Origin of the sequence: Devosia aurantiaca (genome assembly GCF_011058215.1) — a bacterium.
GTDB lineage: Bacteria > Pseudomonadota > Alphaproteobacteria > Rhizobiales > Devosiaceae > Devosia > Devosia aurantiaca.
In genome coordinates this window covers 943,972-969,490 of sequence record NZ_JAALFG010000001.1, presented here as the reverse complement: position 1 = coordinate 969,490, position 25,519 = coordinate 943,972, and the positions used below count along the sequence as shown (strand labels likewise).

The 25,519-nt window shown below is 62.1% G+C and carries 27 protein-coding genes and 1 pseudogene; 18 read left to right on the top strand and 10 right to left on the bottom strand.

All coding sequences use genetic code 11. The features are described 5' to 3' along the window. Positions 1–54: 54 nt before the first annotated feature. On the bottom strand, positions 55–963 hold the full coding sequence (locus G5575_RS05010; protein ID WP_164533339.1) for an AraC family transcriptional regulator: 909 nt from the start codon (positions 961–963) through the stop codon (positions 55–57). 143 nt (positions 964–1,106) lie between these two features. Between G5575_RS05010 and G5575_RS05005 the strand changes: the two genes are divergently transcribed. The 5 genes and pseudogenes from G5575_RS05005 to G5575_RS04985 all read left to right on the top strand — a co-directional run bounded on the left by G5575_RS05005 (position 1,107) and on the right by G5575_RS04985 (position 5,209). Further along, a complete protein-coding gene (locus G5575_RS05005; protein ID WP_164533338.1) occupies positions 1,107–1,721 on the top strand; it encodes a DNA-3-methyladenine glycosylase I in 615 nt (204 codons plus the stop codon). Positions 1,722–1,778: 57 nt separating this feature from the next. Continuing rightward, positions 1,779–3,457: pseudogene (gene kaiC, locus G5575_RS05000) on the top strand (circadian clock protein KaiC). 23 nt (positions 3,458–3,480) lie between these two features. Continuing rightward, positions 3,481–3,771 (top strand): circadian clock KaiB family protein, encoded by a 291-nt coding sequence (locus tag G5575_RS04995; RefSeq protein ID WP_164533337.1) that lies wholly within the window; start codon positions 3,481–3,483, stop codon positions 3,769–3,771. Further along, positions 3,768–4,208: a PAS domain-containing protein gene (locus tag G5575_RS20065; RefSeq protein ID WP_164533336.1), complete on the top strand. Its 441-nt coding sequence runs from the start codon at positions 3,768–3,770 to the stop codon at positions 4,206–4,208. The genes G5575_RS04995 and G5575_RS20065 overlap by 4 nt, the downstream gene beginning before the upstream one ends. Next, positions 4,175–5,209 carry a sensor histidine kinase gene (locus G5575_RS04985; protein ID WP_164533335.1) on the top strand — a complete coding sequence of 345 codons (1,035 nt, stop codon included), beginning with the start codon at positions 4,175–4,177 and terminating at the stop codon, positions 5,207–5,209. The genes G5575_RS20065 and G5575_RS04985 overlap by 34 nt, the downstream gene beginning before the upstream one ends. 52 nt (positions 5,210–5,261) lie before the next feature. On the opposite strand, the gene G5575_RS04980 is transcribed toward G5575_RS04985, so the two are convergent. Next, complete coding sequence (locus G5575_RS04980; protein ID WP_164533334.1) at positions 5,262–7,178, bottom strand: glucose/sorbosone family PQQ-dependent dehydrogenase; 1,917 nt, start codon at positions 7,176–7,178, stop codon at positions 5,262–5,264. 657 nt (positions 7,179–7,835) lie between these two features. Between G5575_RS04980 and G5575_RS04975 the strand changes: the two genes are divergently transcribed. The 3 genes from G5575_RS04975 to G5575_RS04965 are packed head-to-tail and all read left to right on the top strand — an operon-like array spanning position 7,836 to position 10,797. Beyond that, entirely contained in the window at positions 7,836–8,387 is a 552-nt protein-coding gene (locus tag G5575_RS04975; RefSeq protein ID WP_164533333.1) for a molybdopterin-dependent oxidoreductase, read from the top strand. 14 nt (positions 8,388–8,401) lie between these two features. Continuing rightward, a complete protein-coding gene (locus G5575_RS04970; RefSeq protein ID WP_164533332.1) occupies positions 8,402–9,766 on the top strand; it encodes a sensor histidine kinase in 1,365 nt (454 codons plus the stop codon). Further along, the gene (locus G5575_RS04965) at positions 9,763–10,797 is read left to right on the top strand and encodes a response regulator (protein ID WP_164533331.1); all 1,035 of its coding nucleotides are present in this window, start codon (positions 9,763–9,765) and stop codon (positions 10,795–10,797) included. The genes G5575_RS04970 and G5575_RS04965 overlap by 4 nt, the downstream gene beginning before the upstream one ends. Here G5575_RS04965 and G5575_RS04960 read toward each other — a convergent pair. Then, positions 10,794–10,979: a hypothetical protein gene (locus G5575_RS04960; RefSeq protein ID WP_164533330.1), complete on the bottom strand. Its 186-nt coding sequence runs from the start codon at positions 10,977–10,979 to the stop codon at positions 10,794–10,796. The two genes, G5575_RS04965 and G5575_RS04960, sit on opposite strands and share 4 nt — an antisense overlap. A gap of 326 nt (positions 10,980–11,305) precedes the next feature. Here G5575_RS04960 and G5575_RS04955 point away from each other — a divergent pair, with 326 nt between their 5' ends. Beyond that, positions 11,306–11,458: a DUF1127 domain-containing protein gene (locus G5575_RS04955; RefSeq protein WP_164533329.1), complete on the top strand. Its 153-nt coding sequence runs from the start codon at positions 11,306–11,308 to the stop codon at positions 11,456–11,458. A 7-nt stretch (positions 11,459–11,465) separates the two neighbouring features. Further along, positions 11,466–11,606 (top strand): hypothetical protein, encoded by a 141-nt coding sequence (locus G5575_RS04950; protein ID WP_164533328.1) that lies wholly within the window; start codon positions 11,466–11,468, stop codon positions 11,604–11,606. Positions 11,607–11,653: 47 nt separating this feature from the next. Here G5575_RS04950 and G5575_RS04945 read toward each other — a convergent pair whose 3' ends face one another. Further along, positions 11,654–13,405 carry a hypothetical protein gene (locus G5575_RS04945; RefSeq protein ID WP_164533327.1) on the bottom strand — a complete coding sequence of 584 codons (1,752 nt, stop codon included), beginning with the start codon at positions 13,403–13,405 and terminating at the stop codon, positions 11,654–11,656. 132 nt (positions 13,406–13,537) lie between these two features. Here G5575_RS04945 and G5575_RS04940 point away from each other — a divergent pair, with 132 nt between their 5' ends. Both G5575_RS04940 and G5575_RS04935 read left to right on the top strand, forming a co-directional pair. Continuing rightward, entirely contained in the window at positions 13,538–14,170 is a 633-nt protein-coding gene (locus tag G5575_RS04940; RefSeq protein WP_164533326.1) for a class I SAM-dependent methyltransferase, read from the top strand. Positions 14,171–14,260: 90 nt separating this feature from the next. Continuing rightward, entirely contained in the window at positions 14,261–14,830 is a 570-nt protein-coding gene (locus G5575_RS04935) for a transglycosylase SLT domain-containing protein (RefSeq protein ID WP_164533325.1), read from the top strand. 3 nt (positions 14,831–14,833) lie between these two features. Here G5575_RS04935 and G5575_RS04930 read toward each other — a convergent pair whose 3' ends face one another. Then, positions 14,834–15,223, bottom strand: a complete 390-nt coding sequence (locus G5575_RS04930) for a response regulator (RefSeq protein ID WP_328765850.1) — start codon at positions 15,221–15,223, stop codon at positions 14,834–14,836. Between the two features lie 210 nt (positions 15,224–15,433). On the opposite strand from G5575_RS04930, the gene G5575_RS22125 reads away from it, so the two are divergent. From G5575_RS22125 to G5575_RS04915, 4 genes are all read left to right on the top strand, one after another. Continuing rightward, positions 15,434–16,360 (top strand): 5'-3' exonuclease, encoded by a 927-nt coding sequence (locus tag G5575_RS22125; RefSeq protein ID WP_407924842.1) that lies wholly within the window; start codon positions 15,434–15,436, stop codon positions 16,358–16,360. Further along, positions 16,279–18,351: a DNA polymerase I gene (polA, locus tag G5575_RS04925; RefSeq protein WP_407924841.1), complete on the top strand. Its 2,073-nt coding sequence runs from the start codon at positions 16,279–16,281 to the stop codon at positions 18,349–18,351. Before G5575_RS22125 ends, polA begins: the two co-directional genes overlap by 82 nt. Positions 18,352–18,410: 59 nt before the next feature. After that, positions 18,411–19,121, top strand: a complete 711-nt coding sequence (locus G5575_RS04920; protein WP_164533324.1) for a DUF5343 domain-containing protein — start codon at positions 18,411–18,413, stop codon at positions 19,119–19,121. 167 nt (positions 19,122–19,288) lie between these two features. Beyond that, positions 19,289–19,699, top strand: a complete 411-nt coding sequence (locus tag G5575_RS04915; protein WP_235935595.1) for a Swt1 family HEPN domain-containing protein — start codon at positions 19,289–19,291, stop codon at positions 19,697–19,699. 149 nt (positions 19,700–19,848) lie between these two features. On the opposite strand, the gene G5575_RS04910 is transcribed toward G5575_RS04915, so the two are convergent. After that, the gene (locus tag G5575_RS04910) at positions 19,849–20,142 is read right to left on the bottom strand and encodes a GIY-YIG nuclease family protein (protein WP_328765849.1); all 294 of its coding nucleotides are present in this window, start codon (positions 20,140–20,142) and stop codon (positions 19,849–19,851) included. A gap of 500 nt (positions 20,143–20,642) precedes the next feature. Continuing rightward, positions 20,643–20,969: a hypothetical protein gene (locus tag G5575_RS04905; RefSeq protein ID WP_164533322.1), complete on the bottom strand. Its 327-nt coding sequence runs from the start codon at positions 20,967–20,969 to the stop codon at positions 20,643–20,645. Between the two features lie 446 nt (positions 20,970–21,415). Here G5575_RS04905 and G5575_RS04900 point away from each other — a divergent pair, with 446 nt between their 5' ends. Together G5575_RS04900 and G5575_RS04895 are read left to right on the top strand one after the other, a co-directional pair. After that, positions 21,416–21,574 (top strand): hypothetical protein, encoded by a 159-nt coding sequence (locus G5575_RS04900; protein ID WP_164533321.1) that lies wholly within the window; start codon positions 21,416–21,418, stop codon positions 21,572–21,574. Further along, the gene (locus tag G5575_RS04895) at positions 21,558–22,010 is read left to right on the top strand and encodes a DUF1810 domain-containing protein (RefSeq protein WP_164533320.1); all 453 of its coding nucleotides are present in this window, start codon (positions 21,558–21,560) and stop codon (positions 22,008–22,010) included. Before G5575_RS04900 ends, G5575_RS04895 begins: the two co-directional genes overlap by 17 nt. On the opposite strand, the gene G5575_RS04890 is transcribed toward G5575_RS04895, so the two are convergent. The 3 genes from G5575_RS04890 to G5575_RS04880 form a co-directional block, all read right to left on the bottom strand. Next, positions 22,011–22,229 (bottom strand): hypothetical protein, encoded by a 219-nt coding sequence (locus tag G5575_RS04890; protein WP_164533319.1) that lies wholly within the window; start codon positions 22,227–22,229, stop codon positions 22,011–22,013. Between the two features lie 45 nt (positions 22,230–22,274). Beyond that, positions 22,275–22,703, bottom strand: coding sequence for a tRNA (adenosine(37)-N6)-threonylcarbamoyltransferase complex ATPase subunit type 1 TsaE (gene tsaE, locus G5575_RS04885; RefSeq protein ID WP_235935593.1), 429 nt, complete (start codon positions 22,701–22,703; stop codon positions 22,275–22,277). A 146-nt stretch (positions 22,704–22,849) separates the two neighbouring features. Then, positions 22,850–25,231 carry a sensor histidine kinase gene (locus tag G5575_RS04880; RefSeq protein WP_235935806.1) on the bottom strand — a complete coding sequence of 794 codons (2,382 nt, stop codon included), beginning with the start codon at positions 25,229–25,231 and terminating at the stop codon, positions 22,850–22,852. Positions 25,232–25,519: the final 288 nt, after the last annotated feature.

Sequence of the window (25,519 nt, the reverse complement as noted above, 5' to 3'; positions counted from 1 at the left end):
AAACGGCCATGCCAGAAGCGGCGCAAAACTTGCCTAATCCTCCAAAGCAGATGCTCAGGCCAGCATCGGCTCCGGGCTCCAGGCGCGCAGCTTGGTGCTGTCGCGCTTGGGCGCCGTCCCGAAGGCGCGCGAATATTCGCGGCTGAACTGGGATACGCTTTCATAGCCGACGCGATAGGCGGCATCGGACACAGTAAACGCATCCGACATCATCAGCCGCCGGGCCTCGAGCAGCCGCAGCTGCTTTTGGTATTGCAGCGGCGTCATCGAGGTCAGTGCCTTGAAATGCTGATGGAACGAGGAATTGCTCATTCCCGCCGCCGACGCCAGAAGCTCGACCGGCAACGCCTTGCTATACTGCTCGCGCAGCATCTTGATGGCCTTGGCAATGCGCGTGAGATGGGTTTCGGGCAAGGCCAGCCGGCAGATTTCGCGGCCATGCGGCCCGGTCAGCAGCCAGAAATAGATCTCGCGCTGGATCGCCGGATACAGCACCGGGATCGCCTGCGGCGTCTCCGCCAACCGCACCAGCCGAGCGATTGTTTCGGCCAAGGCCGTCGAGATATCCTCGACGAACATCGCAGGCGCCTCGCCCGCGGGCAGGGCCGGCGGGGTGTCGAGATGTTCGAGCACATCGCGCAGCACGGCCGGGTCGAAATCTATGGTGACGCCGATGAAGGGCTCGTCGGCGCTTGCCGCAACGATGCGGCCGGTGGCCGGCATGTCCATGCTGACCACCAGCGCCTGCATAGTCCCATAATCGAGCTGCTGGTCGCCATAAAGAAACTGCTTGCCGCCCTGCACGACGACACAGAGGGAGGGCCGGTAAAGTGCGTGATTGGCCTCGACCTCATGGAAGGAGCGCAGGACGTGAACGCCGGCCATCGGCATCGGGAAATAGCCCTCGCCGCCGCCTTGGGACGCGACAAAGGCGGAAACGGCGTCCAGAAGCGCTGCGGACATGTGGTTCTCCCGAACGGACGATCGGGCAAAGCTTACACCCGCACCGACCAGGGTGAAAAGCCGAAGCGGCGGATCTCTTTTTTGTGCTGACAGCCTATGTCAAAGCTGCCGTCCATAACGGACTTTTGCGAAGGAGAGGCGAGATGAGCACGATCGAAGGACCCGATGGAAAGCCCCGCTGCGCCTGGTGCGCTGGGGCGCCGGAATTCGTGCCCTATCACGACCACGAATGGGGCTTTCCGGTTTCCGACGATCGCAGGCTTTTTGAAAAGCTCAGCCTTGAAGCCTTTCAGTCCGGCCTCAGCTGGCGCACGATCCTCAACAAGCGCGACGCGTTCCGAGCCGGTTTTGCCAATTTCGAGATCGCCAGGGTCGCAGCCTTTACCGAGGCCGATGTCGATCGCCTCCTCCAGGACGCCGGCATTGTTCGCCATCGCGGCAAGATCGAAGCGGTGATCAACAATGCCGCACGCGCCCAGGAGCTGATCGCCGAAGCGGGATCCCTCGCCGCCTTTGTCTGGCGCTACGAAGCCAAGGAAACAGCTCCGCCACAGAGCCGGTCGACATCGCCGGAGTCCGAAGCTCTGTCGAAGGCGCTCAAGAAGCGGGGTTGGCGCTTTGTCGGCCCGACAACCGTCTTTGCATTCATGCAAGCCATGGGCCTCGTCAATGATCATGCCCAAGGCTGCGTCATCCACGCCCGGGCCGCCGAGGCCCGCAAGGGCTTTGTCCCTCCAGCCAGCGCCCACACGCTTTAGGCTGGCGAGAACACTGGTTCTGCCCTAGGGATAGTTGATCCTCATCAAGAGCCAAGCATGGTCCAGCCTACCGGTATCTCCAAATCCCTCACCGGCATTTCCGGTTTCGACGATCTCACCCTTGGCGGCCTGCCGACCGGCCGGCCCACCCTGGTCTGCGGCTCGGCCGGTTGCGGCAAGACGCTTTTTGCCACGACGTTTCTGATCCATGGTGCGCGCGACCTTGGCGAGCCCGGCGTTTTCGTCACCTTCGAAGAGCGCCCCAGCGACATTGCTGCCAATGTCGCCTCGCTCGGCTTCGACGTCGAGGCACTTGTTGCCGCCGACAAGCTCAGCTTCGAGCATATCGAGATCGACCCCAACGAACTCGCCGAAATCGGCGACTACGATCTTGAGGGCCTGTTTCTTCGCCTTGAGCTCGCCATCGACAGCATCGGCGCCAAACGCGTCGTCCTCGACACCATCGAGAGCCTGTTCTCGGCCTTTTCCAACCCAGCCATCCTGCGCGCCGAAATCCGCCGCCTCTTCGATTGGCTCAAAGACCGGGGCATGACCACGGTCATCACCGCCGAGCGTGGCGATGGCACGCTGACTCGTCAGGGCCTCGAAGAATATGTCTCGGACTGCGTGATCCTCCTCGATCACCGTGCCGAAAACCAGATTTCCACCCGCCGCATGCGCATCGTCAAATATCGCGGCACCGCGCATGGCACCAACGAATACCCGTTCCTGATCGACGAAGACGGCTTTTCGGTGCTGCCGGTGTCTTCGCTCGGCCTCGATCACCTGGTCTTTGACGAGCATATCGCTTCGGGTGTGCCCGATCTTGATGCCATGCTGTCGAAGGGCGGCTTCCACCGCGGCTCCTCGATCCTGGTTTCGGGAGTTGCCGGCTCCGGCAAGTCCTCGCTCGCGGCAAGCTTCATTGGTGCTTCGGCCGAACGCGGCGAACGATCGATCTACTTTTCCTTCGAGGAATCCGAGGGACAGACTGTGCGCAACATGCGCTCCATCGGCATCGATCTGGCGCCGATGCTCAAGCAAAAGCTCGTTCGCCATGTCGCGGCGCGGCCCACCTTCTATAGCCTCGAAATGCATCTTGCGGTCATGATCCGCGAGATCCAGCGCTTCGACCCCAGCTCGTCGTGCTCGACCCGATCTCGGCATTCATGGAAAGCGGTGACCGGCTCGAAGTGCAGTCCATGCTGCTGCGCATGGTCGATTTCCTCAAGAGCCGCGGCATTACGGCCGTCTTCACCCATCTGACGCATAGCCAGACGGGCAATGTGGAAACCGATGTCGGCCTTTCCTCGCTTATGGACGCCTGGGTGCTGATGCTCAATCGCGAGATCAACGGCGAATTCAATCGCGAACTTTACCTGCTCAAGGCCCGCGGCATGGCCCATTCCAATCAGGTCCGCGAATTCATCATGAGCAAGGACGGCATTACGCTGCTGCCGCCGCATCTGGGCGAAAACGGCGCCCTCACCGGCTCGGCGCGCCGCAGCGAAGAAGCACGCATGCGACGCGAGGAAGCGGAGCGTCTTGGGCAGGTCGAGCGTTTACGCCTGCAGATCGAAACGCGCCGCCGCAAGGCGCAGGCGCAGATCGAGGCGCTGACCGCCGAACTCGAAGCCGATGCGGCGGAATTGCAGACTGTTCTTGGACGAGAAGCAGCGTATCAGAAGCAAGCCGACACCGACCGGGCAGAGATGGAAGCAAGCCGACGCGCCTGAGCTCGACCCCTAGAGACAAGATCATGACCACCGAAAGCTCCAATGCTCGCAAGCTGACCCTTTATGTTGCGGGACAAACGCCCAAATCCCTGACCGCAATCGCCAACCTCAAGAAGATCACCGAGGAGCATATGCCGGGGCAGTACGAGATCGAGGTGATCGATCTGCGCGAGAACCCAAAACTGGCCAAGGAGCATTCGATCGTCGCCATCCCGACCTTGGTGCGCTCGCTGCCGGTTCCGATCCGCCGCATCATCGGCGATCTCTCCGATGTCGAAAAAGTTCTGGTAAGCCTCAAGGTGCAGGGCGAATGACGCCCGACGACATTGCCGAACTGCGCCTGCGGCTTGAAGAAGCCGAGCAGACGCTTGCCGCCATTCGCGATGGCCAGGTCGACGCCCTCGTGATCGAGACGCCGGACGCTGCAGAAATCTTCACCATCGAGGGTGAGGGCCAATCCTATCGCGCCTTCATGGAAGCGATGGATGTCGGTGCCGCAGCGGTCGACGACCGCGGACACATTCTTTACGTCAACGCCAACTTGGCGGCGACGCTCGGCTCTCCTCTCAATTCCCTGCAAGGCCTGCGCTTCGGCGACGTCATCGCGCCATCGGTTGCCGGTTCGATCGAAAGCGTTTTTCGCGCGGCGAAAACAGCGTCGAGATCGCGCTCAGCCACCATGGCCGCGACAACCATTACCTGGTTTCCGCCAAGCCTATGCGCCTTGGCACCACGGCCGGCTATGCCGTGACCTTCACCGATGTCACCGAGCGGGTCCAGGCGGAACTGGCGCTGCAAAGCGAGCGCGCCGCCCGCGCCGTGATTGCCTCAGCCAACGAGGCCGTGCTGGTCTGCGACCGCAACGGCGTCATCACCCATGGCAACCTCGCTGCGCAAAATCTTTATGCCGGCGATCCGGTCGGCCGCAAATTCGAAGATATCGTGCCCCTGACCTTTCCCGGCGCCACGGGCATGGTGCAAGCCGCCGATATCGTCCAGATGGCGATCGACGGTTCTGCCGTGCAGGGCATCGAGGCACACGCGCCCAATGCGCCCCGCGTCAAGGACTACCAGATTTCCGCCGCGCCGCTGCAGGTCGGTGAAGACGCTGTCAGCGGCTGCGTCATCACCATGGTCGACATGAGCCAGCGCAAGGCCGCCGAACGGCAGCAATTGCTTTTGATGCGCGAACTCGATCACCGCGTGAAGAACACGCTGGCCCTCGTGCTTTCGATCGCTGGCCGCACCCTTCACCACGAAGATACGCTCGAAGGCTTCCAGAAGGCCTTTACCGGTCGCATCCAGGCGCTTGCGGCAACGCATAATCTCCTCGCCGACAATTCCTGGACCGACCTCACCATTGCCGATGTGGTGCAGGCCGAGCTTGCCCCTCATGGTGGCGGCATCGGACGCATCCGTATCGAAGGCTTGGAGCGCAATATTGCGCCGCGCGCGGCCATCGCCCTCGGCCTCGTCATTCACGAGCTTGCCACCAACGCTGCCAAATACGGGTCGCTTTCGACCCGCGACGGCCGCATCGATGTGCGCACGACCGGCGTCGACAACGAAACCTTCCGCATCGAATGGCGTGAGTCCGGCGGTCCGACAGTTGCCGTGCCGACCCGCAAGGGCTTTGGTCAGAACGTCATTGCCCGCAGCCTGCAATATACGCCGAGCGGCGGCGCGGAGATCGAATACGCGCCCGAAGGCGTAATCTGTCGCATTGCCCTGCCGGTCGAAGACCTGCGCTAGACCGAAAAAGGCGGCGGCCCGCGGGCCGCCTCTTTTCTTTAAGTGTCCAAGCTCAGCGCTCGGCCGCGGCTTCTTCCACCGTCAGCACGCCATAGTCATTTCCCCAGGAGTTGCGGATATAGGTGCCGATTTCGGCAACTTCCTCGTCGCTCATGTCGGCACCGACCGGCGGCATATAGCCAAGGCCATGGATGATAGTCGAGGCGACATGGCTGGCATCGGCCAGGTTGGGATTGTTGGCGAGCACGGCACCCGCGCCACCCTGGCCATTGACGCCATGGCAGCCCGAGCAGGATGCGACGAACTTGGGCTGGCCGGCCGCAACCAGCGTTGCAAGATCAGCTTCGCCGCCCGCAGCCGCCGGCGCTTCGCTGACCGGCGTGTCGGCAGCCGGCGCATCGCTTGCGGCCGGGGCTTCCGTTGCCGCCGGAGCGTCCGTGCCAGGGGTCGCGCCCTGGTTCGCCGGGTTTTCCCATTCTGCCGGACCGCCCGCGCTCTCGCTGGTACCGCCTGCCTGAGCCTCGTTGCCTTCACCCGCAACCGCCAACGAGCTTCCTTCCTCGCCACCATAGGTGAACTTGAGGATCGCACCGGGATTGTGCAGAACGCTGGTGGTGAGATCCGTGCCGTAAAGCTGCGACACCGAGCCGAAGGCGTCGGTCGCAAGGTAAACGGTCTTGCCGTCTTCCGAGATCAGCACATCGCGGTAGCGGTTCTGCGTGCCGAGCCAGGCGACGGGCAGGCCATCGGCCTCGGTACCGTCTTCGCTCAGCGGCTGAACATAGAGCACGCCATGCTTGAGCGTGGGCAGCAGGATCGAGTTCTGCCATTCGGGGATCGCATCGCCCCCATAGTAAAGAACCGAGGACGGCGCCACCGTAGGGTTGCAGATGAAGCCGCATTGCTGGTCGAACGGGAAGTCGCTGGCGACGGTGAAATAGGTCGCCAGTGGATCGATCATTTCGCCTTCGAACTCGGATTCCTGCGTTACCGGCACGCCTTCCGGTGGCGGCGTCGTGGCACGCTCGACGCCTTCGGGCGCCTCGCTCCAGTTGATGTAGGAATAGCCCATGTCGTCGATATAGCCGGCGACCAGCGGCCAGCCGTAATTGCCGCCGGGCTGGATGATGTTGAGTTCGTCATCGCTCGATGGGCCATGCTCGGCTTCATAAAGTATGCCGTTCGAGCCGAACGAGAGGCCCTGCGGATTGCGGTGGCCGTAGCTGAAGATGTGGCTCTTGACGCCATCGATCTCAGGATTGTCTTCCGGGATCGAGCCGTCGAGCTCGAGCCGCAGGATCTTGCCGGCATAGGTGTGCCAGTCTTCCGCGGCAACCTCTTCCGCTGTCGGCAAGGCCTGCGCGAGGTTTGGCAGGCGGAAGTTGCGGCCGAAATTGGCGCCCTGCTCGCCGATCGAATAATAAAGCTTCATATCCGGGCCGATGACAACACGCCCGGCATTGTGGTCATTGCCGCCCGGCAGACCCTCGATCAGGATTTCGGGCGAGCCGAGCTGGCCGGTCGCTTCGTCATAGGTATAGCGCACGATTTGCGCTGAAGCGTCGGGCTCGGTTTCGGTGCCGATATTGATCGTATAGCCAATGTAGACGAAGTCGTTGCCGGTGCCTTGGCCGATCTCAGGATGCAGCGCCATGCCCAGAAGGCCCTCATGCTGCGGGCCGGTATAAACGTCATCGAGCGTCAGGATCACCTGCTGCGCGCCGGTCTCGGGGTCGACCTTGGTAACTTCCCCGCTTGTGCGCTCGGTCAGCCAAATCTGGCCATCCGGACCCCAGCGCATGGCCCAGGGATTGCTCAGAGCCGTCGTCAAAACACGCGACGAAAACAGATCGTTCTGCCCGCGCTCGATCTCGACCGGCGTTTCCTGCGCAAAGCTTGCGGGGATCGCCAGCAACAGGGACGCGGCGGCAACGCCCGCCAAGAGCCCGGTCCTCGTGACATGTGCCATCTGCTCATCCTAACAGTTTTATAAAAATAACAGTGCCGCCCGAAGACGCGCTTCTCCTCAGCGAACGGCTCTCGGCGACAATGGTTTCAGCACTTTGCAAAGCTGTGACGACGGTGATGCAACGACAAAAAAGCCGCCCGGCAGAAGCACGGGCGGCAAGTTCTGGAGGTCAGGGCGCCGTGGCAAAACGGCGCTGATAACCCTTCCTTAATGGACGTTAACGCGCTCTTCCCCACCCGTTTGAGGGGTTGGAGAACAATTTCCCTTTCGGCGCCAGGACTGCAGCAGCAGAACGGCGATCGAGAGCGGAAGCATTGCGGCCAGAATGGCAAATCCCAAGACCATCGTGGTCTTCAAACCGACGATTTCACGCCCGACAAAAAAGAACGCGATGAGCCCATAGGTGGGAAGCGACAAATCTTTTTGGCAGCAGGGTATGATTGGGCTCCTTTCGATAACGAAGCCCCGGTTTCCCCCAGCCCATCCTGTTCGTCGCCACCCGTTTGTGTGGGTGGGAGCATAGCGCATTGCCCAAGTTCTCCCTTGCGCGCAGATTCACCACTTTTGATCGGATTTGTGTTGCGCAAGCGCTGGACCTAAGCAACACCGCACAGCAATATGGTTTTCGTGCTCCAGCCTGCTCTGGACCATGGGGGAATGCTTTACGATGTTTGCGAGCACTTTGCGGTTTGCTGGATGGAAAGCTTTGGCGCGGCTCCTGTTGATTGCCACCGCCACTCTAGGCGGCCTCGGCCAGGCTCTGGCGCTCGACCCCTGCCCGAGCCGACCGGTCCGATCATTCTCACCGTTTCTGGCGCAGTCGAGATCACCAACAGCGACGATGGCGCCGATTTCGACCGCGAAATGCTTTACTCGCTCGGCCTCACCGATCTGGTCACCACCACCGCCTGGACCGATGGCCCGCAGACTTTCCGCGGCGTGCTGCTGAAGACCGTGATGGAACGCGTCGGCGCAAAAGGGACGACCATCAAGGCGACTGCGCTCAACGACTTCACGACCTCTATTCCTGCGGAGGAAGTAAGCAAGTACAACATCCTCCTCGCCTCCGAAATGAACGGCGCCGAAATGAGCCGACGCGATCGCGGCCCGCTCTGGATCGTTTATCCACGCTCCGATTTTCCCGAACTGCAGGCGCCCGAATATAACGATCGCTGGGCCTGGCAATTGCGGACGCTTGAAATCCAATGAGCCTTCGGCCGTGGATGACGAGGCGGTTTCTCGTGGCGCTGGTCGCCATGGGGATCCTTTTCGCCCTGTTGATCGCGGCGAGCGTCCGCCTGTTGCAGAGCGAAACCCGCACCGTCCATTATATCAGTGAAGACATGGTCTGGCTCTCGAGCCAGGGCCAGTATGAAGCCATCCGCTATGCCGATGCCCTTTCGAGCTTTGCCCGCGGCCAGGCCACGATCGACGAACCACAGTTGCGGCTCGACCTGTTGAGCAGCCGCATCACCGTGCTCGAAGATGGCGAAACTTATCGGCAGATGGAGGCCCTCGGCTATGCCGATGAGCTGGTCGAATTTCGCACCATTGTCGACGACGCAGTCGGCCGCATGGTCGGCCTCCAGCCCAGCCACGTCGCCGAAATCAGCGCCCTCCATCGCGAGGCGCAGGCGCTTGCCGCCGACCTTCGCGACGTCGCCAATGCGGCCATGTTTGCCAAGCGCGATCGCGACCGTGAAACCCGCGACGAGCGCCGCCACACCCTGTTCGAAGTGCTCGGCACCCTGGTGGCCACCATGGCCGCCGGCCTCCTCATGGCCGCAGTGCTGGTGCGCGACCACCGCAACATGGTCAGCGCCGAATCCGCCCTCGAACGCGAGCGGCAGGTGTCGCGCCTCCATCGCGCCTTCATTTCCGTCGTCTCGCACCAGTTCCGCACACCGCTTGCCATTATCGATGCCAGCGCCCAGCGCATGATCCGCCGCGGTGCGCAGATGGATGTCGCCGAAATCGTCCAGCGCGCCGACAAGATCCGTGCCGCCTGCCTCCGCCTCACCCGGCTCATGGAGTCAACGCTCAACGCTGCCCGGCTTGAAGAGGGCGAAATCACCCTCAACATCCGCGGCTGCGATCCGGTGGCGCTCCTGCGCAATGTCATCGACGGCCAGCCCGAGCAGGACCAGAAGCGCATCGAGCTGCGCATGGAAAATGTGCCCGGCTGGATCGAGGCGGACCTCACCCTTATCGAACAGGCGGTGCAGAACCTCGTTTCCAACGCCCTAAAATATTCGACCGATGGCCAGCCCGTCGTGATCATGGCCCGCCGCCAGGGCAGCGACATCCTGATCAGCGTCACCGACAAGGGCGTCGGCATCCCGGCGGACGAAATGGAACAGTTGTTCCGGCGCTTTTTCCGCGCCCGGACCTCGGAAGGCATTCCCGGCACCGGCATCGGCCTCAGCTTTGTAAGCCAGATCATGGAGCTCCACCACGGCAAGGTGGAGGTCCGCAGCGTCGAGGGCCAGGGCTCGACCTTCACCCTGCGCATGCCGATCACCCAGCCGGTGCCCGAAACCGGCACCAAGCTTTCCTTCCTTCCTGCAGCAGCCACGGCACCATCATGACCGCCTCCATCCTTTGTGTCGAAGACGAAGCCGACCTGCGCAGCGACATTGTCGAGGAACTGGTCGCCGCCGGCTACGAAGTGGACGAAGCCGGCAATGGCCTCGAAGCGCTCGAGCACCTCAAAAAGCAGCGTTACGACCTGGTCCTGTGCGACATCACCATGCCGCGCATGTCCGGGCTCGAGCTTCTGGCGCATGTGCGCAAGCAGGCGGAACTCGCCGACCTGCCCTTCATCTTCCTCACCGCCCTGGCCGGCCGCCGCGACATCATTGCTGGCAAGGAAGCGGGAGTCGACGACTACCTCACCAAGCCCATCGACTTCGATCTGATGCTGATCACCATTGCCGCCCGGCTCGATCAGGTGCGCCGCATTAAAGGCGCCAAGCCCGCGGAAGACGAAGGCGAAAGCCAGTCGCTGCGCGCCGCTCTCCTCGGCGCCGACGAAGCGCTCAATCGCATCGCCGTGGGCGTCTTTCTGCTCGACAGCGACCGCAAGGTCATTTCCCGCAATCGCCGCGCCGACGAGTTGCTCGACGAAGCCGACGGCATCAGCCTCTCGCGAGAAGGCCTGTTGCGCGGGGAAAAGCCGCAGCAGACCCAAGCACTGCGCGACATCGTCGACATCGCCATTGCCCGCGTTGCCGAAGGCAATCGGCAGGGCAGCGAAGCCGTAGGCCTTACGCGCGACAGCGGCAAGCGCCCCCTGATCGCCGTGGCCTGCCCCCTGGGCAAAGGCCCTGCCGCTCCGGGCGAGCCGGTGGTCGGCCTTTTCGTTACCGATCCGGAATGGCGGTCCTCGGACGCGGCTAGTGCCGTCGCCCAGCTTTATGGCCTTTCGCCCGCCGAAACGCGGCTGGCTTTGGCCCTGGTGCGCGGCCTGAGGCTCGACGAGGTGGCCGATGAATTCGGTCTTTCGCGCAATACGGTGAGCTACACGCTCAAGAACCTCTTCCGCAAAACCGAAACCGACCGGCAGGCCGATCTCATCAGTCTGTTCTTGTCCAACCCGGTTTCGCTGGAACGAAGTTAAGCTGCCCGCCGCCGCGTCGCGGTCCAATCCGAGCGCGCCGGACACTTGCGCGCCGATTTTGGCCGAAAGGCCGGATCGGCCGCAACAAGCGAGGCGATCGCCAGATCGAGCCCGCGGAACACGCCGCCGAGTTCGGGAAAATCGGCTTCGTTGAAGCCGGCGCCGTCGGGCAGGTGTGTCATCGCTTCTCTCCTCGTCGGTCTTACTGCATCAGCCCATAGGGCAGGATCAGCATGGCAAGGCTGACCGCATAAAGGCTCGAAATCATCAGGGTGCGCCGCATGGCGGGCCTCCGCATCTGGTGTGAAAGGATCAAGGCAATTGCATCGCCATTTACCGGCTTTCAACATGCCCGAGCCCTGCGCCGCACCCTCCGTTTGAGTGGGCATCCTCCCAATTCTCGTGACCTTCGGTTGACACCCGGAAAAAATATTGGGCCCACCCAAACAAGGGGTTCGGCCGGGTTTCGCCGCCCCTAGAGAGAGCCCACCAAACAAGGAGAGCTTTCATGAACATCATCGACACCTGGCTGGAAAAGCGCCGCAACCGTTCCACCTACCGCCAGCTCGCAACCCTCAGCGACCAGATGCTGGGCGACATCGGCATCACCCGCTACGACCTCGACAAGCTGCGTCGCGGCCGCCCGGCAAACGATCGGTGATCGGGCAATGTATATGCAAACTCGCGTCCGCCGACGCCTTAAACGTAGCGGCGAAGTCTTCACCGTCCTCCTCGCCGCCTTCGTCGTCCTCGCCCCGCGCCTCGACCAATGGGGTATGCTCGAGCAGCTGGTAAACAGCTTTGTCTGATCGCGCTCGTCCGGCAATGTGGTGCAAGTCTTGCCGGACGCTTGCGGTTACGACGATCGGCTCAAATCGATCGCATAGATTTGGAGTGGCGCTTCGGGATCACTGATCCGCGTTAGCCACGGCCAGGTGGGCTCGTTAAAATCGGGCAGGCCTGCCAAGCCGTCGGTGGCGGGAATGCCCCGGCAGAACACTAGGTAATCGAGCCCGCGCTCATGCACCACGGCTTGCGCCTCTGCCTCTCCGTCCCGATAAAACCGCACCATATCGCGCAAGCCTTGCTCGTTGCGATGATAGCCGGCAGACACGACCTGATGCGGCGTTTGCAACAGCAGTGACGGACCGATCAGAAGATAGCTCATGACCCTGCCCGGCGGCAGTGCGGCCAAGGGTTCATAGGCTTGAGGCTCAAGACAAGCCGTCCAGCTTAGCGACGATTGCGCTGGCGGGCCAGCGGGCGGAGACAGCAGCCCAAGCACAGAAACATGCGCTGCACCCGAAAAAGCCATTAGAGTAAAGCCAGCCACAGCGGCGGTAGCAATGGTTTGTCTTGCCCTGAACCACGCCCACGCCTCCGCAATGATCCAGGCCGCGCCTGGGATCACAGCTACCGTCAGCAGCCTGAAGCCACGGATCTGGAGACAGAACACAAGGAAAAGGGCAAACGAGAAGCCGCTCAGCACCAGCCAGCGCCAGCGTTGCTGTTTTGGCGCCAGGACCGTGGCAAGGAAGACCGCCAGCAATCCTAGCGTGGGGGTCAAGATTAGCGAAAGCTCGCTACGCATCTGAGCATTCCAGTCCCAGATCGGTTGCGCCTCGCCTATCGTGGACAACAGGATCACCGCAAGATCGGCATCGAGATCGCCATAGGGCCCCGCTCGGCAGGCTGGGAACATTGAAAGCAGCCCCAGGAGGACCCCACTCCCGAGCACCGCCAGTACAGCCAGGCGCAGCGCTGGATGTTTGAGCCAGGCCGTAAGCGATACCGCGATCAATATCGCAGCAGCATACCCGACTGCCGCCACGCCATAGGTAGCGGAAAGAGCATCGCAGGCAGGAACCAACCAGGCGTTCGGATCGGTCGTCGTCAGCAAAAGCAGCAGCACCGCCATGGCAAAGCTTGCCGCGAATGCGAGCACCGCTGCTCTGCTGCGCTGCGGATCGACTACCCAGTAAAGCGCAAAACAGATCAGCACCGTGATGACGGAGACCAAGGCTTCGGTACCGATCGCGAGGCCCGTCGCTGCCGCCGCAGCCGCGACAACAGCCCATTTCGGGTCGGCGCGTCCTTCAATGCTCGTCAGCATCATCAGAAGCGTAAGCGCGATCTGAACGTTGTGGTGATCGACGCGGCCGGGGATAAACTCAGTGTATACGGCGAGGCACATTGCCAGAAGCGCCAGCGCCGGCAGACGTGCCCCTTCGCCGGCTACGCGTTCGGTCACCGCAGCGACAAGCACGACGACGGCCAGGAGCACGAGAAGAGGCCAGACGAAAGCTGCCCAGAGCGGCGCCGATGCTCCCACGAGAGGTGTAAATAGGGCCATTAGTGCAACCAATGGTGCGTCGATCAGCCGGGACCAGTGCATCGGCGCCCCAAAAGGCGTGTTGTCACGGTGTTGCATGGTGTCAAACCATGACTGACCGTTGAAAAGGTCGATCGCCCCAACCAGTCGCATGGCGTCGTCGCCGGTAACTCTGGGCGCATTGCCGAGCCGGACCGCCGCGATCGATAGAGCTGCCACAAGCACAAGCCAGATCAGGCCGATCTGCACCCACTTCCGCTCCAACCAGCCCATCACGTCTACCCCGCCCCGTTGGTAAACATCTATCGCGACGAGCTTAATTAGCCCTGAAAGGCGAGGCTCAGCAGCTTGGTTGGCGACGCGTTAACTAAGATTGGCTAGAATAGATCCAACGAAATGGGGTTCCCGATGCATCTGGCCAAAGCCGCCCTCAATGCCGCGCATGACACGGTAGTGTTCCGGCGGCGCGTCACGGTGCTTTCCAGCCAGCTTGCGCGTGTTTTGCCCGAGAGCGGCACGGTGCTCGATGTAGGTTGCGGCAATGGCGAGATTGCGCAGGCGATCATGGCCATCAAGCCTGGTCTGCGGTTAGAGGGCATCGATGTCTTCTTGCGGCCGCAGGTCGCTATCCCGGCCCAATGCTATGACGGCGTGACTTTTCCCTATGCCGACCAGTCGGTCGATTGGGTTACCATCGTCGATGTTCTCCATCACACCGACGATCCCGCCTTGGTTCTGCGCGAGGCGGCGCGCGTTGCCCGAGCAGGCATCGTCATCAAGGATCACCTGCGCGAAGGCCTGGCTGCCCGCGAGACCCTGCGGCTGATGGATTGGGTCGGCAATCGCGGGCACGGTGTGCGTCTGCCCTATAATTACTTGGCCCGTGCCGAGTGGACCAAGATTTTCGAAGACGTGGGACTGCGCACCTCCTCCTGGCAGGAGGAGCTCGGGCTTTATCCGTTTCCGGCCAGTGCCATCTTCGAGCGCAAGCTTCACTTCATCGCAACGCTCAGCCTGGCGGGACAGCCTGCCCATGCCTGATGACTTGCAACCCAGCCCCAATTCCGCCATCGTCGTGCCGCGATTGACGGTTAACTCCCGCAAATACGGGGTTTCCAGAGAGGAAAACGCATGACAGCTCGGCCGCTTTCCATTGCCGGTTCGCTGGCCCTTGCCCTTGTGGTTTCCGGCTGCACCGTTGCCGGCATCAAGCCTTTGCCCGGCAATCGTACGGGCGAAGCCGCTACCGCGGCAATCGCGTCCCTGGCCCCCACGCCGGCCGGTCACGTTCCGGACGCTGCCGCCGTGCCGGCCGCAGCCAGCGGGCTCCTTGCCTATGCCGGTAGCGATGGCAGCCAATATGATGGGCTGATCGCCCATTATTCGCAGGCCTACAATGTCCCGGAAGCCCTGGTCCGTCGTGTCATCGTGCGCGAAAGCGGCTATAATGCCGGCGCCCGCAACGGACCCTATTACGGCCTCATGCAGATCAGCCACGCGACCGCGCGCGGTATGGGTTTTTCCGGCAGTGCTTCAGGCCTGCTCGATGCGGAAACCAACCTGCGCTACGCCGTGCGTTACCTCGCCGGCGCCTATGTCACCGCTGGTGGCAATGCGGACCGCGCCATGCAGTATTACGCCCGCGGCTATTACTACGATGCCAAAAAGCTCGGCCTGCTCGACCAGAGCGGCTTGCGCTAGTCGCTAGTCGGTTCCACCGACATTGAAGAGGCTCGCGATCCGCTGGGCCAATTCTTCCTGCCGAAACGGCTTTTCGAGCCGCGGCAGGTCGGTCGGTGCATCGTCCGGCAATTCCGCATAGCCAGTTGCCAAAAGGATCGGCAGGCCGGGGCGCAGAGCGCGCGCGGCTTCCGCCAGCTGCACGCCATTCATGCCAGGCATGGAATAGTCGGTGATCAGCGCGCCGATATCGTCACGCTGCTTGAGGATCGACAGCGCCTCGGCTGCCGAAAAGGCCTCGACCGGCGAATGACCGAGATCGGCCAGCTGGTCCACGGTATTGAGCGTGATCAGCGCATCGTCGTCGACCACCAGAATGGTGACGCCTGAACCCTGGGTCGGACGGACTTCCACAGATCGATCCTTTGGCGCTACGGCCCTTAGCAGGTGCTCGCATTATCGCCGCTTACCCACTTTTCCCGATACCGGCCAACTGTGGCAAAACAAGGTCAGGTCCTTGATCCTGCGACCGAAATCAGTGCTGACAGGCTCTGGCAAAATGGGGTGCCATCCTGGCGCTCTAGGCGATAAAGTCGCCCGGCACGAACTTTGGGAATCGTCCTCATGCATTTGCTGCTCGTCGATGGCTCGGGCTATATTTTCCGCGCCTTCCACGCCCTGCCCCCGCTTAATCGCAAGTCCGACGGCCTGCCCGTCGGCTGCGTCCAGGGGTTTTGCAACATGCTGTTCAAGCTGACGCAGGACATGGATATCGACGAGCCGCCCACCCATGTGGCGGTGATCTTCGATCACTCCAGCAAAACCTTCCGCGACAATATCTATTCCGAATACAAGGCGCATCGCCCGCCCGCGCCCGAAGAACTCGTGCCGCAGTTCCCGCTCACCCGTCACGCCACCCGCGCCTTTTCCATCGCCTCGATCGAGCTGGAAGGATGGGAGGCCGACGACATCATGGCGACCTATGCCTGCCAGGCTAAGTCGCGCGGCTGGAAGGTCACCATCGCTTCCTCCGACAAGGACCTGATGCAACTGGTCGAAATGGACGGCTCGATCCGCCTCCTCGACACCATTCCCCGTCCGGGCCAGCCGCCGCTGCGCTGGATCGGGCCGGACGAGGTCTTCACCAAGTTCGGCGTCACGCCCGATAAGGTCATCGACGTGCAGGCGCTTTGCGGCGACAGCGTCGACAATGTTCCCGGCGTCCCCGGCATCGGCGTCAAAACCGCGGCCGAGCTCATCAACCAGTATGGCGATCTCGAAACGTTGCTGGCCCGCGCCGAAGAGATCAAGCAGCCGGCCCGCCGCCAGAAGCTTGTCGACAATGCCGAGCTTGCGCGCATTTCGAAGCAATTGGTGACGCTGGAACAGGCCGTGCCGCTCGAGATCGATCTCGATGGCCTCGCGCGCCAGCCAATGGCGCCGTCGGCGCTGTTTCCTTTCTCAAGGCGATGGAATTTGCCACCATCACCAAGCGCCTCGCCGGCATTCTCGACGCCAACCCGGATGATTTCGAGCCCGATCCGGATCTGAAGGCCGGCGGCAACAAGGATATCGGCGCGCCGAAAAAATCTGCCGACCTCTCCGTCGCCAAGGCCAAGCTCGCCGCCAATGTCGTGCCCGGCACCGGCCCCGCCCGCTTCGCCGCCAGCGAACACGCGCGCATCAAGGCGATCCCGATCGACTACGACGCCTATCGTACGGTCACCACGGCCGAAGATCTGAGCGCCATCATTGCGCGCATCTACGCCCGCGGCCACGTCGCCATCGACACCGAAACCACCGGGCTCGATCCGCAGCAGGCCGATATCGTCGGCATCTGCCTTTCCACCGAGATCGGGGAAGGCTTTTACGTGCCCGTCGGCCACGCCAAGGCGGGCGACCTTCTTGCCGGTGGCGGGCTCGTTGAAGGCCAGCTGCCGATCCGCGACGTGCTCGACGCGCTCAAGCCCGTGCTCGAAGACCCTTCGATCCTCAAGATCGGACAAAACAGCAAATATGACATGGAAGTGTTCGAGCGCTACGGCATCGCCATGGCGCCGATCGACGACACCATGCTCATGAGCTACGCCCTCGATGGCCCGCAGTACAACGGCCTCGACGTCCTCGCCAAACATTGGCTCGACCACAAGACCATCACCTTCGGCGAGCTGGCCGGCACCGGCAAGGGGCAGAAGACCTTCGACCAGCTCGACATCGCTCCCGCCGCCCGCTATGCGGCCGAAGATGCCGATGTCACCATCCGCCTTTGGCATGTGCTCAAGCCGCGCCTTGCCGCCGAAAACGCCACCGCGCTTTATGAAACGCTGGAGCGCCCGTTGGCCCCGGTCCTGGCCCGCATGGAAGCGCGCGGCATCACCGTCGACCGGCAGATCCTCAATCGCCTTTCCGGCGATTTCGCCCAGCGCGCCGCCGCGCTCGAGGCCGAAGCCTATGAGCTGGCCGGACAGAGTTTCAACCTCGGCTCGCCCAAGCAGCTGGGCGAAATCCTCTTCGACAAGATGGGGCTCGAAGGCGGCACCAAGACCAAGACCGGTGCCTGGTCGACCGGCGCCGACGTGCTCGAAGATCTTGCGCTCAAGGGCGTGCCGCTCGCCCGCACCATCGTCGATTGGCGCCAGCTCACCAAGCTCATGGGCACCTATACCGATGCCCTCCCCACCTATATCAATCCGCGCACCGGTCGCGTCCACACCTCCTATTCGCAGGCCTCGGTGCTCACCGGGCGCCTGTCCTCGAACGAACCGAACCTTCAGAACATTCCGGTGCGCACCGGCGATGGCCGCAAGATCCGCACCGCCTTTGTCGCGGCGCCGGGCAAAATACTGATTTCGGCCGACTATTCCCAGATCGAGCTGCGCCTCCTCGCCCATATCGCCGATATCGGCGCGCTCAAGGACGCCTTCGAGGAAGGCCTCGACATTCACGCCATGACGGCCTCGGAAATGTTCAACGTCCCGGTCAAGGACATGCCGTCGGAGGTCCGCCGGCGCGCCAAGGCCATCAATTTCGGCATCATCTACGGCATTTCCGCCTTCGGCCTTTCCAACCAGCTCGGCATCGAGCGCTCGGTCGCCGGCGAGTATATCAAAACCTATTTCGAGCGCTTTCCGGGCATCAAGGACTACATGGACAGCCAGCGCGCCCGTGTCAAAGTCGATGGCCACGTCACCACGATCTTCGGCCGCAAGATCCAGTTCCCCAACGCTAATTCCGGCAACCCTTCGGAACGCAGCTTCGTCGAACGCGCCTCCATCAACGCCCCCATCCAGGGCTCTGCCGCCGACATCATCCGCCGCGCCATGATCCGCATGGAACCCGAACTCAAGCGCCTCGGCGTCGAAGCCGACATGCTGTTGCAGGTGCATGACGAGTTGATCTTCGAGGTCCCGGAAGGGACGGAAGAGACGGCCATGGCGGCGATCAAGACGGTGATGGAAGGCGCATCGGAGCCGGCCGTGCGGCTAACCGTGCCGATCCAGGTGGACGCGCATGCGGCGAAGAATTGGGATGAGGCTCACTAACAGGCTAGACTTTTAAGAACTTCTGAGAAGTATTCTTGTGCAGCAACAGGGGGACTTCTATGACAGCGGCAGCTGAAAATCCACAAACGACTGATGAAGGCAAAAGGGAGACTTCGACAGAACAAGCCGCGTCTCCACGCAAAATACCTGGAAATCTTCCCTATATCTCAACGCCGGGAACTCTTAAACGCGTCTTGGAGAAGCTGGTCGAAGCGCAGCGCCCAGATAAGTTCACCGCAGACTTTCTAGCTAATGTTCTAAAGATGTCAGGCGGCGGCGCTAGATCTACGATACCAATGCTAAAGAAGATGGGGTTTCTGAGCTCGGAGGGCGTACCAACCGACCTCTACGGCAAATTCCGAACGGAGGCAGGCCAAGGTGCTGCAGCCTTACAAGGGCTACGGTCTGCCTATGCTGAGATTTTCAAGCGCAGCGATTATGCTCACGCTGCCGACGAAGCAAAGATCAAAGACATCATCGTTGAAATTACCGGCTTAAAGAGCAACGATGCCGTCGCGGGCCTCATACGCAGTACATTCAACGCTATCAAGAGTTTCGTTCCTCAGGATATAGACGTTGCAAAATCGACTGCTGGCCCTGACGAAAGAGAGGTGCCGGACCGCGCGCCTCCTCCAACACCAGAACTGGATAGATTGGATACCGCCCCACTCCGTCTAGCGTACAATATAAACATAGTTCTTCCAGAGACGTCTGATCTTAATGTTTTGAACGCGATTTTCAAAAGCATCAAAGAAAACCTGATGCGATGATATATGTTGATCGGATTGAGCTATTCATTCTAAAGTGTGCCTCTGTTAAATTAGCTCTCGACGAGCGCATACCTCAACCCGCGCGCAAGATTGACTTAGCGCATGAACCTGTCACACGCAGTTCAATCGAGCAGTTCTCGAGTAACCTGCGCGAGCAAGCCGACCGAATGGCAGAGTACTACCGGCTGTTCTACATGCTGGAGAATGACATCCGTCGATTAATCGACGACACCCTAACAGAAGCACATGGCGTAGGGTGGTGGGCAGCGCATGCACCAAACTCTGCAAAAGAAGAGTGCAGGCAAAATCAGCAGCGTGAGCGTGAAGCTGGGGTAACTAGTAGATCAGATAATGAACTGGATTTTATTTCGTTTGGGCAACTAGGGGACGTCATCAGACATAACTGGGTTTTGTTTGGAGGCATGTTGAGCAATGAGAAAGCCTTAGGTCGTGTCATGTTTGCTCTGAATACGCTTAGGGGCCCTATCGCTCATTGTGGTGTGCTAGCTGAGGACGAAGTCGATCGACTGAAGCTGGCAGTCAAAGACTGGTTCAGATTGTTGGAAGGTCCCAAGTAGCAGATCGTTTGACACTCACCAGCGGTCACAAGCCTACTTTGAGGTACCTGTTCAAAGCATCGACGTTGCGGCTCCTTTCCGAGCTGGGCCCCGGGTCAAGCCCGGGGTGACATGCGGTGGATGCGATAAGCGGAGTGCTTCAACCACCCTCACTCGCGCTGCCCCGTGATTTCCCACCAGAGATCGTTCCAGTCGGGGTTTTGCTCTTCGATCAGCCGCACCTTCCACGCTCGCAACCACCGCTTGATGCGCTTTTCCCGAAGAATGGCCTCGCTTATGTCATCGTGCGTCTCGTACCAGACCAGCCGCTTGCAGCCATTGGTCTTGGTGAAGCCGGGCGCTAGCCCCTCTCGATGTTCATAGGTGCGGCGCACAAGGTCATTGGTGACGCCGGTATAGTCCGTACCGTTCTTGCGATTGACCATAATGTAGACGAAGTACACCGGCGCTCCCGCAGTGCTTCAACCGAGGCACAATGCAATAAAACCCACCGGCTGTCACCCCGGCGAAGGCCGGGGCCCATCCTGAGGTGGTTGTGCGGGGCATAGAGGTTGCGGCGCGCTCCGTAGCTGGGCCCCGGGTCAAGCCCGGGGTGACAGCTGGTGGTTGTGGGATCATCTAGCGAACACCCTCTTTATTCGCCCAACTTCACCCACTTCCAAGTCTGGCTTGCGATTGACCATGATGTAGACGAAGCCCCCGCAGTGCTTCAACCTAGGCACAATGCAACAACACCCACCGGCTGTTACCCGGCGAAGGCCGGGGCCTATCTTGAGGTGATTGTTTAGGGCATAGAGGTTGCGGCGCGCTCCGTAGCTGGGCCCCGGGTCAAGCCCGGGGTGACAGCTGGTGGTTGTGACACCCTCCCGCCCTGCGAGCGCAGCTCTCCGGGCCTAGCCTGCTAAAATCGCTCCACTGGAGCGATTTTGCGTGCCGCCGCAGGCTAGTCACCCAGCTTCACCCACTTCCACGTCTGGATCTGCCGTACCTCGCCCGGTCGCCGCACCATGAGCACGCCATAGTCCCAGGTCGTTGGATAGGTCAGCGTCACGCGGACCCAGCCGTCCGGGCCGCAATTGGCGCAGCCGAAGGGTGGGTCGAGGGCGTCGCGGCTGGGGGCGAAGAACTGGATGAGGTCGGTTGCCAGGTACCGCACCTCGCGCTTGCACAGGCCGCATTTGCAGATGACGATCTGCCCGTCATCGGCCGCATGCTTGAGCGTCCATTCCTTGCCCGGATAGGGCCGTTCTCCGCGATAGGGTTGGGGCATGAATCAGTCTCCGTCGCGACACAGTAGCACGAGAACGAAACAAGAACGATCACACCTCTTTTTCCTCCCCCGCCTGCGGGAGAGGAAAGGTTTGTCCCGCTTATCCCCGTGCCAAAAACCCGCGCTATTCTCCCCGCATCAGCCGGGTGGAGATGGGGTTGCAACGATCAACCGTCCGGCGACAGTCGGGAGGGCTCTGAATCGTTCCGGAGTCTGGGTCCGCGGACGGGGAGGCGTAATCCTCCCCTAAGACGCTGCCTGCCAGAAAACCCGGCGCCTCGAGACGGTCTTTGTCTCAACACAAAACTACTCAAGAGGCGAAAACCGTCTCGGGGCACCATCATCTGCCGCACACCCGGAGGCGTCCCGCCGTCCGGCGCGTCTGCTCGCCTCCGCGCAACCGCCGCCCGCTTGCGCCGTTCCCCAAACACACAAGGAGATGCGCCATGCCCCGAACCGAAAAGCCCGGCAATGCCAAGCAGGACGACGACACCAAGTCGCTCAACGATACGCGCGAAGACACCGAACAGCCGGCCGGCGAGTTCGCGAAAGAGGACGACGCCGACAAGATCGGCAAGAAGGATCCTCATGGCAATCGCCGCTGAGCCCCAAGGCGCGCTGGTCGCAAAATTCCTTAGGGCGCAGGACCGGGTCTACCCCGAAGCCGTGGGCGAGCTGCGCGCTGGCCAGAAACAGAGCCATTGGATGTGGTTCATCTTTCCCCAGCTCGCCGGGCTCGGCCACAGCGAGATGGCGCGTAACTATGCGCTCCAAAGCCTCGACGAAGCCCGCACCTTTGCCGCCCATCCGGTGCTCGGCGCGCGCCTGCGCGAATGCACCGAAGCGGTGCTGCTGCATGCGCCCGATGGGGCCGCGCCGCGCGATCTCACTACCATCTTCGGCACGCCGGACGACAAGAAGTTCATTTCCTCGATGACGCTCTTTGCCCGCGCCCTTCCCGACGAGTCTCTCTTTCCGAGAGCCCTCGGCGCTTTCAACCGTGGCGAAGAGGACCAGCGCACGCTGGCCCTCCTCGGCTGATCACTGGCTTTGCGGATGGTCGGCCGGCGGCTCGACATTATCGGGGAAGGACTTTTGGCCCGGCGGGAAATCCGGCGCCTTGCCGGGGCTGTCGGGCTCGAGCGGAAAGTCTTCGTTGTCGGGCCGCGCCGTCCCCGGACCCATCGGCGGCACGGCGCCGGGCTGGGTGTCGTCGGGCAGGGTCGGAATGGTCGGCTGGGTCGGGTTGTCGATGCTCATGAAACTTGTCTCCTTGTCGCTGGAAGCAACAGGAGAGCGCCCCGATCAGTTCCGCCGCACCGCGGCCAGCCGCCCTTCCCCGCCAGGTGGAATGCCGAGCGTGACCGTCACGGTCACCGCCGCCACCACCTGTGGCGCCCGGTTCGCCCACTCGACCAGGACGATGGCGTCGGGATCATCGAGCAGCCCCAGTTCATCGGCTTCCGAGGCATCGGCCAGCCGATAAAGATCGGCATGCAGCACGGCGCCGCCGGTCGTCTCATAGGGCTGGATGATGGCAAAGGTCGGCGACGGCACTTCGAGCGCCGGATCTTTTGCCAGCGCCTGGATAATCGCCCGCGCCAGCGCCGTCTTCCCGGCGCCGAGATCGCCCTCGAGGCTGACGATGTCGCCGGGAACGAGGGTCGGGGCTAAGCTGGCGCCAAAGCTCGCGGTGGCGTCGTCGTCGGAGAGGAAGGTTTGGGTATCGGTCATCATCGGCGCCTGTTGCTTCTACCCCCACCCGGCCTCCCCCTTCAGGAGGGGAGGAGCCATCTGGTGCTTTTGACACGATCTAGTCAGGAACCCCGGCCGAACTCCTCCCCCTCCTCAAGGGGGAGGCGGGGTGGGGGCCTTAGGCTCTACTCCGCCACCCCGGCCATGGCGCTGTCGCGCGGCAGGTTGACGATGATCCGCGATCCTTTGGGTTCGCGGCGTTCGGCGGAAATGGTGCCGCCATGGAGGTTGACGAAGGTGCGCACGATGGAAAGCGCCAGCCCTGCCCCGCGCTGCCGCCCGCCCGATTGCGGACCGTCGAGCCGCGTGAGGATGGCCGATTTCATTTCATCGGTGAGGCCTGGGCCCTCGTCCTCGATGATAAACAGCATGCGATCGGCGCGATGCGACACCGAGAGCCGGATTTCCCCACCCGGCGGCGAGAAGCGCGCGGCGTTGGAGAGGAGATTGTAGAGCACCTGCACGATGCGGGTACCGTCGGCGATAAAGGGCGGCAGGTCCGGCTCGAGCGCAACCACGAGGTTCGGCGGCTCGCCCGAAACTTCTGGGAAAGTCGCAGTGATGCCGGCGCGGGCCTTGTCCACCAGCGTCGCAATATCCTGCGGCTCGGGATTGAGCTCGGCAATGCCGGCATCGACCGAGGCGAGGTCGAGGATGTTGTCGATCAGAACGCCCAGCGTCACCGATGAGGCGCGGATGTAGTCGATATATTCGCTCTGCCGCTCGTTGAGGCTGCCGCCTTCGGTGCCGGCCAGAAGATCGGCAAAGCCGATGATATTGGTCAGCGGCGAGCGCAGTTCGTAGGAAACGTTTTCGACGAAGGCGTCCTTGAGCCGGTCGGCGGCCACCAGCGCATCGTTGCGTTCCTTGAGCACCTTGGAATAGCTAGCGCTTTCGGTGACATCCAGGAAAGTCATCATCGTCTGCCCGTCCGGCAGGCGGGTGATGGCATAATCCACCAGCCGCCCGTCGGAGCGGTTGATGCGCCCGGTCTGGTCGGTGCGCGTGGGATTGAGATCGATGATGCCGCGCTTCAAATCGCGCCAGATGGTCGACCCATCCTCGGGGATCGCCCGGCCCGAGGCTTCGGCCAGCTGGTCGATATGCGGATTGGTCTCGAGGAAATTGGTGGGCACTTTCCAGAGCTTGGAAAGCTGCGGATTGGACAGCGTCAGCCGCCCATTGGTGCCGAACACGGCAACGGCTTCGGAAAGCGCGTTGATGGTTTCGCGCATGACATTGGTGAAGGCCTTGTTGGCACTCTCCAATTCGAGCCGCTCGGTCATGTCCTCGAAGACATAGATGACCCCGCCTTGCGCCCCGGACGGCGCCGAGATTACCTTGATGGTGCGGCCATCAGGCAGGTGCCACGGGTCGGCTTCGAACGGGGTCTTGCGGCTATAGCTCTCGAGGTGCTTGGTGCGCCAGGTGTGATAATCGACCTGGTTGGGCAACTGCCCCTCGGTCCGCAACTTGTCGAGAATGGCACGCTCGTCGAGGCCGAGCGTCAAAAAGCTCGGCTCCAGGCCCCAAAGCTCGGCATAGGCCTCGTTGAACTGCACCAGCTCGCGGCGGCCATTGAAGATGGCGATGGGCGTTGCGAGGGCATCGATGACCCCACCGATATGGCTGAGCCCCGGCTCAGCCCCGGACACGGCGCGCGGCGCGTCGCTCAGGGCGCGCAGATAGCCGGCGCGGCCGCCGGGCACCGGGAATTCGACGATCTCGAACTTGCCCTTTGCGCCCAGGTCGACGGCGAGCGTGACCGGCTCCGTACTGGTGCGGCACGACTTGAGATGAGCGGCAATACGAGCGGGGTCGAGCAACTCGGCCGGGCTGGTTTCGGAAACCGGTTTGCCAAGCGCCGTGCAGAGCGCGAGATAAGCCGGATTTGCATAGACCAGACGGTCATTGTCATCGCGCAGGAAAGCCGGCTTGGTCAGTGCGCGCAACACGGCGCGCACGCCCTGTTCGCTTCCCGGAGCCGCCGCGGTCTCACCGGGCTGCTCGAAGGCGGGGCGGAGGCGGAGGGCAACAGCGCCGCCGGTCACCCAGCCAGTGGCGCGCACCAGCCGTTTGTCCAGCGTCACGAGACTCGTCGAAAAGGCACGCCCATGCATGCGCAGGTCTTCGACCAGAGCGGCCATGCGGTTACTCTCGGCAGCACCGAGCCAGGAATGAAGATTGAGCACGCTCTTGGGCTCGCGGCCTTGCGGCAGCACCGAGGCGGCATGACCCAAAAAGCGCGGCGCGTCCTGGCCGGTCCAGAGGACGGTCAGTTCATGGCTGCCGGCAACGAGATTTTCGTATTCATCAACCATGGCCCGGAGTGCGGCGACCTGCTCGGCTGCGCGGCGGCGGGTGGCCTTGTTGTCGACCAAAAGGGTACGCAACACGGCCATGGAGAGGAGCGCAAAACCGCCCGCGCCCAAGGCGACGGCGATCGGCGCAACGCCACTCATGCTGACGGGAAGAACGCCTTGTGCGCTGGCCGGGACTGCCGACATCAAGGTCAGGGTGCTGCGGCAAGCGTCGCAAATCCCCAATGCTTCCGGAATAGATCCGGCGCCATACCAGCCCTCTTTCGCTCTGTTGCGCTGCCAATCCGGCCAGGTTGCCGGTACGCTCTGCACTCAAAAGAAGGCTGCCAACGCAGAACCGCACCCCGGCTCCGGCAACCTTCAGAGCCTGCGTGTCCCCCGCATGCCCGAATCACACAGACCATACCGGCCACCGATTCCAGGCAAAAGAGTCTTCGTGGCTGTGCGTTGCGGGCAAATCCGCATCTCTCCCCT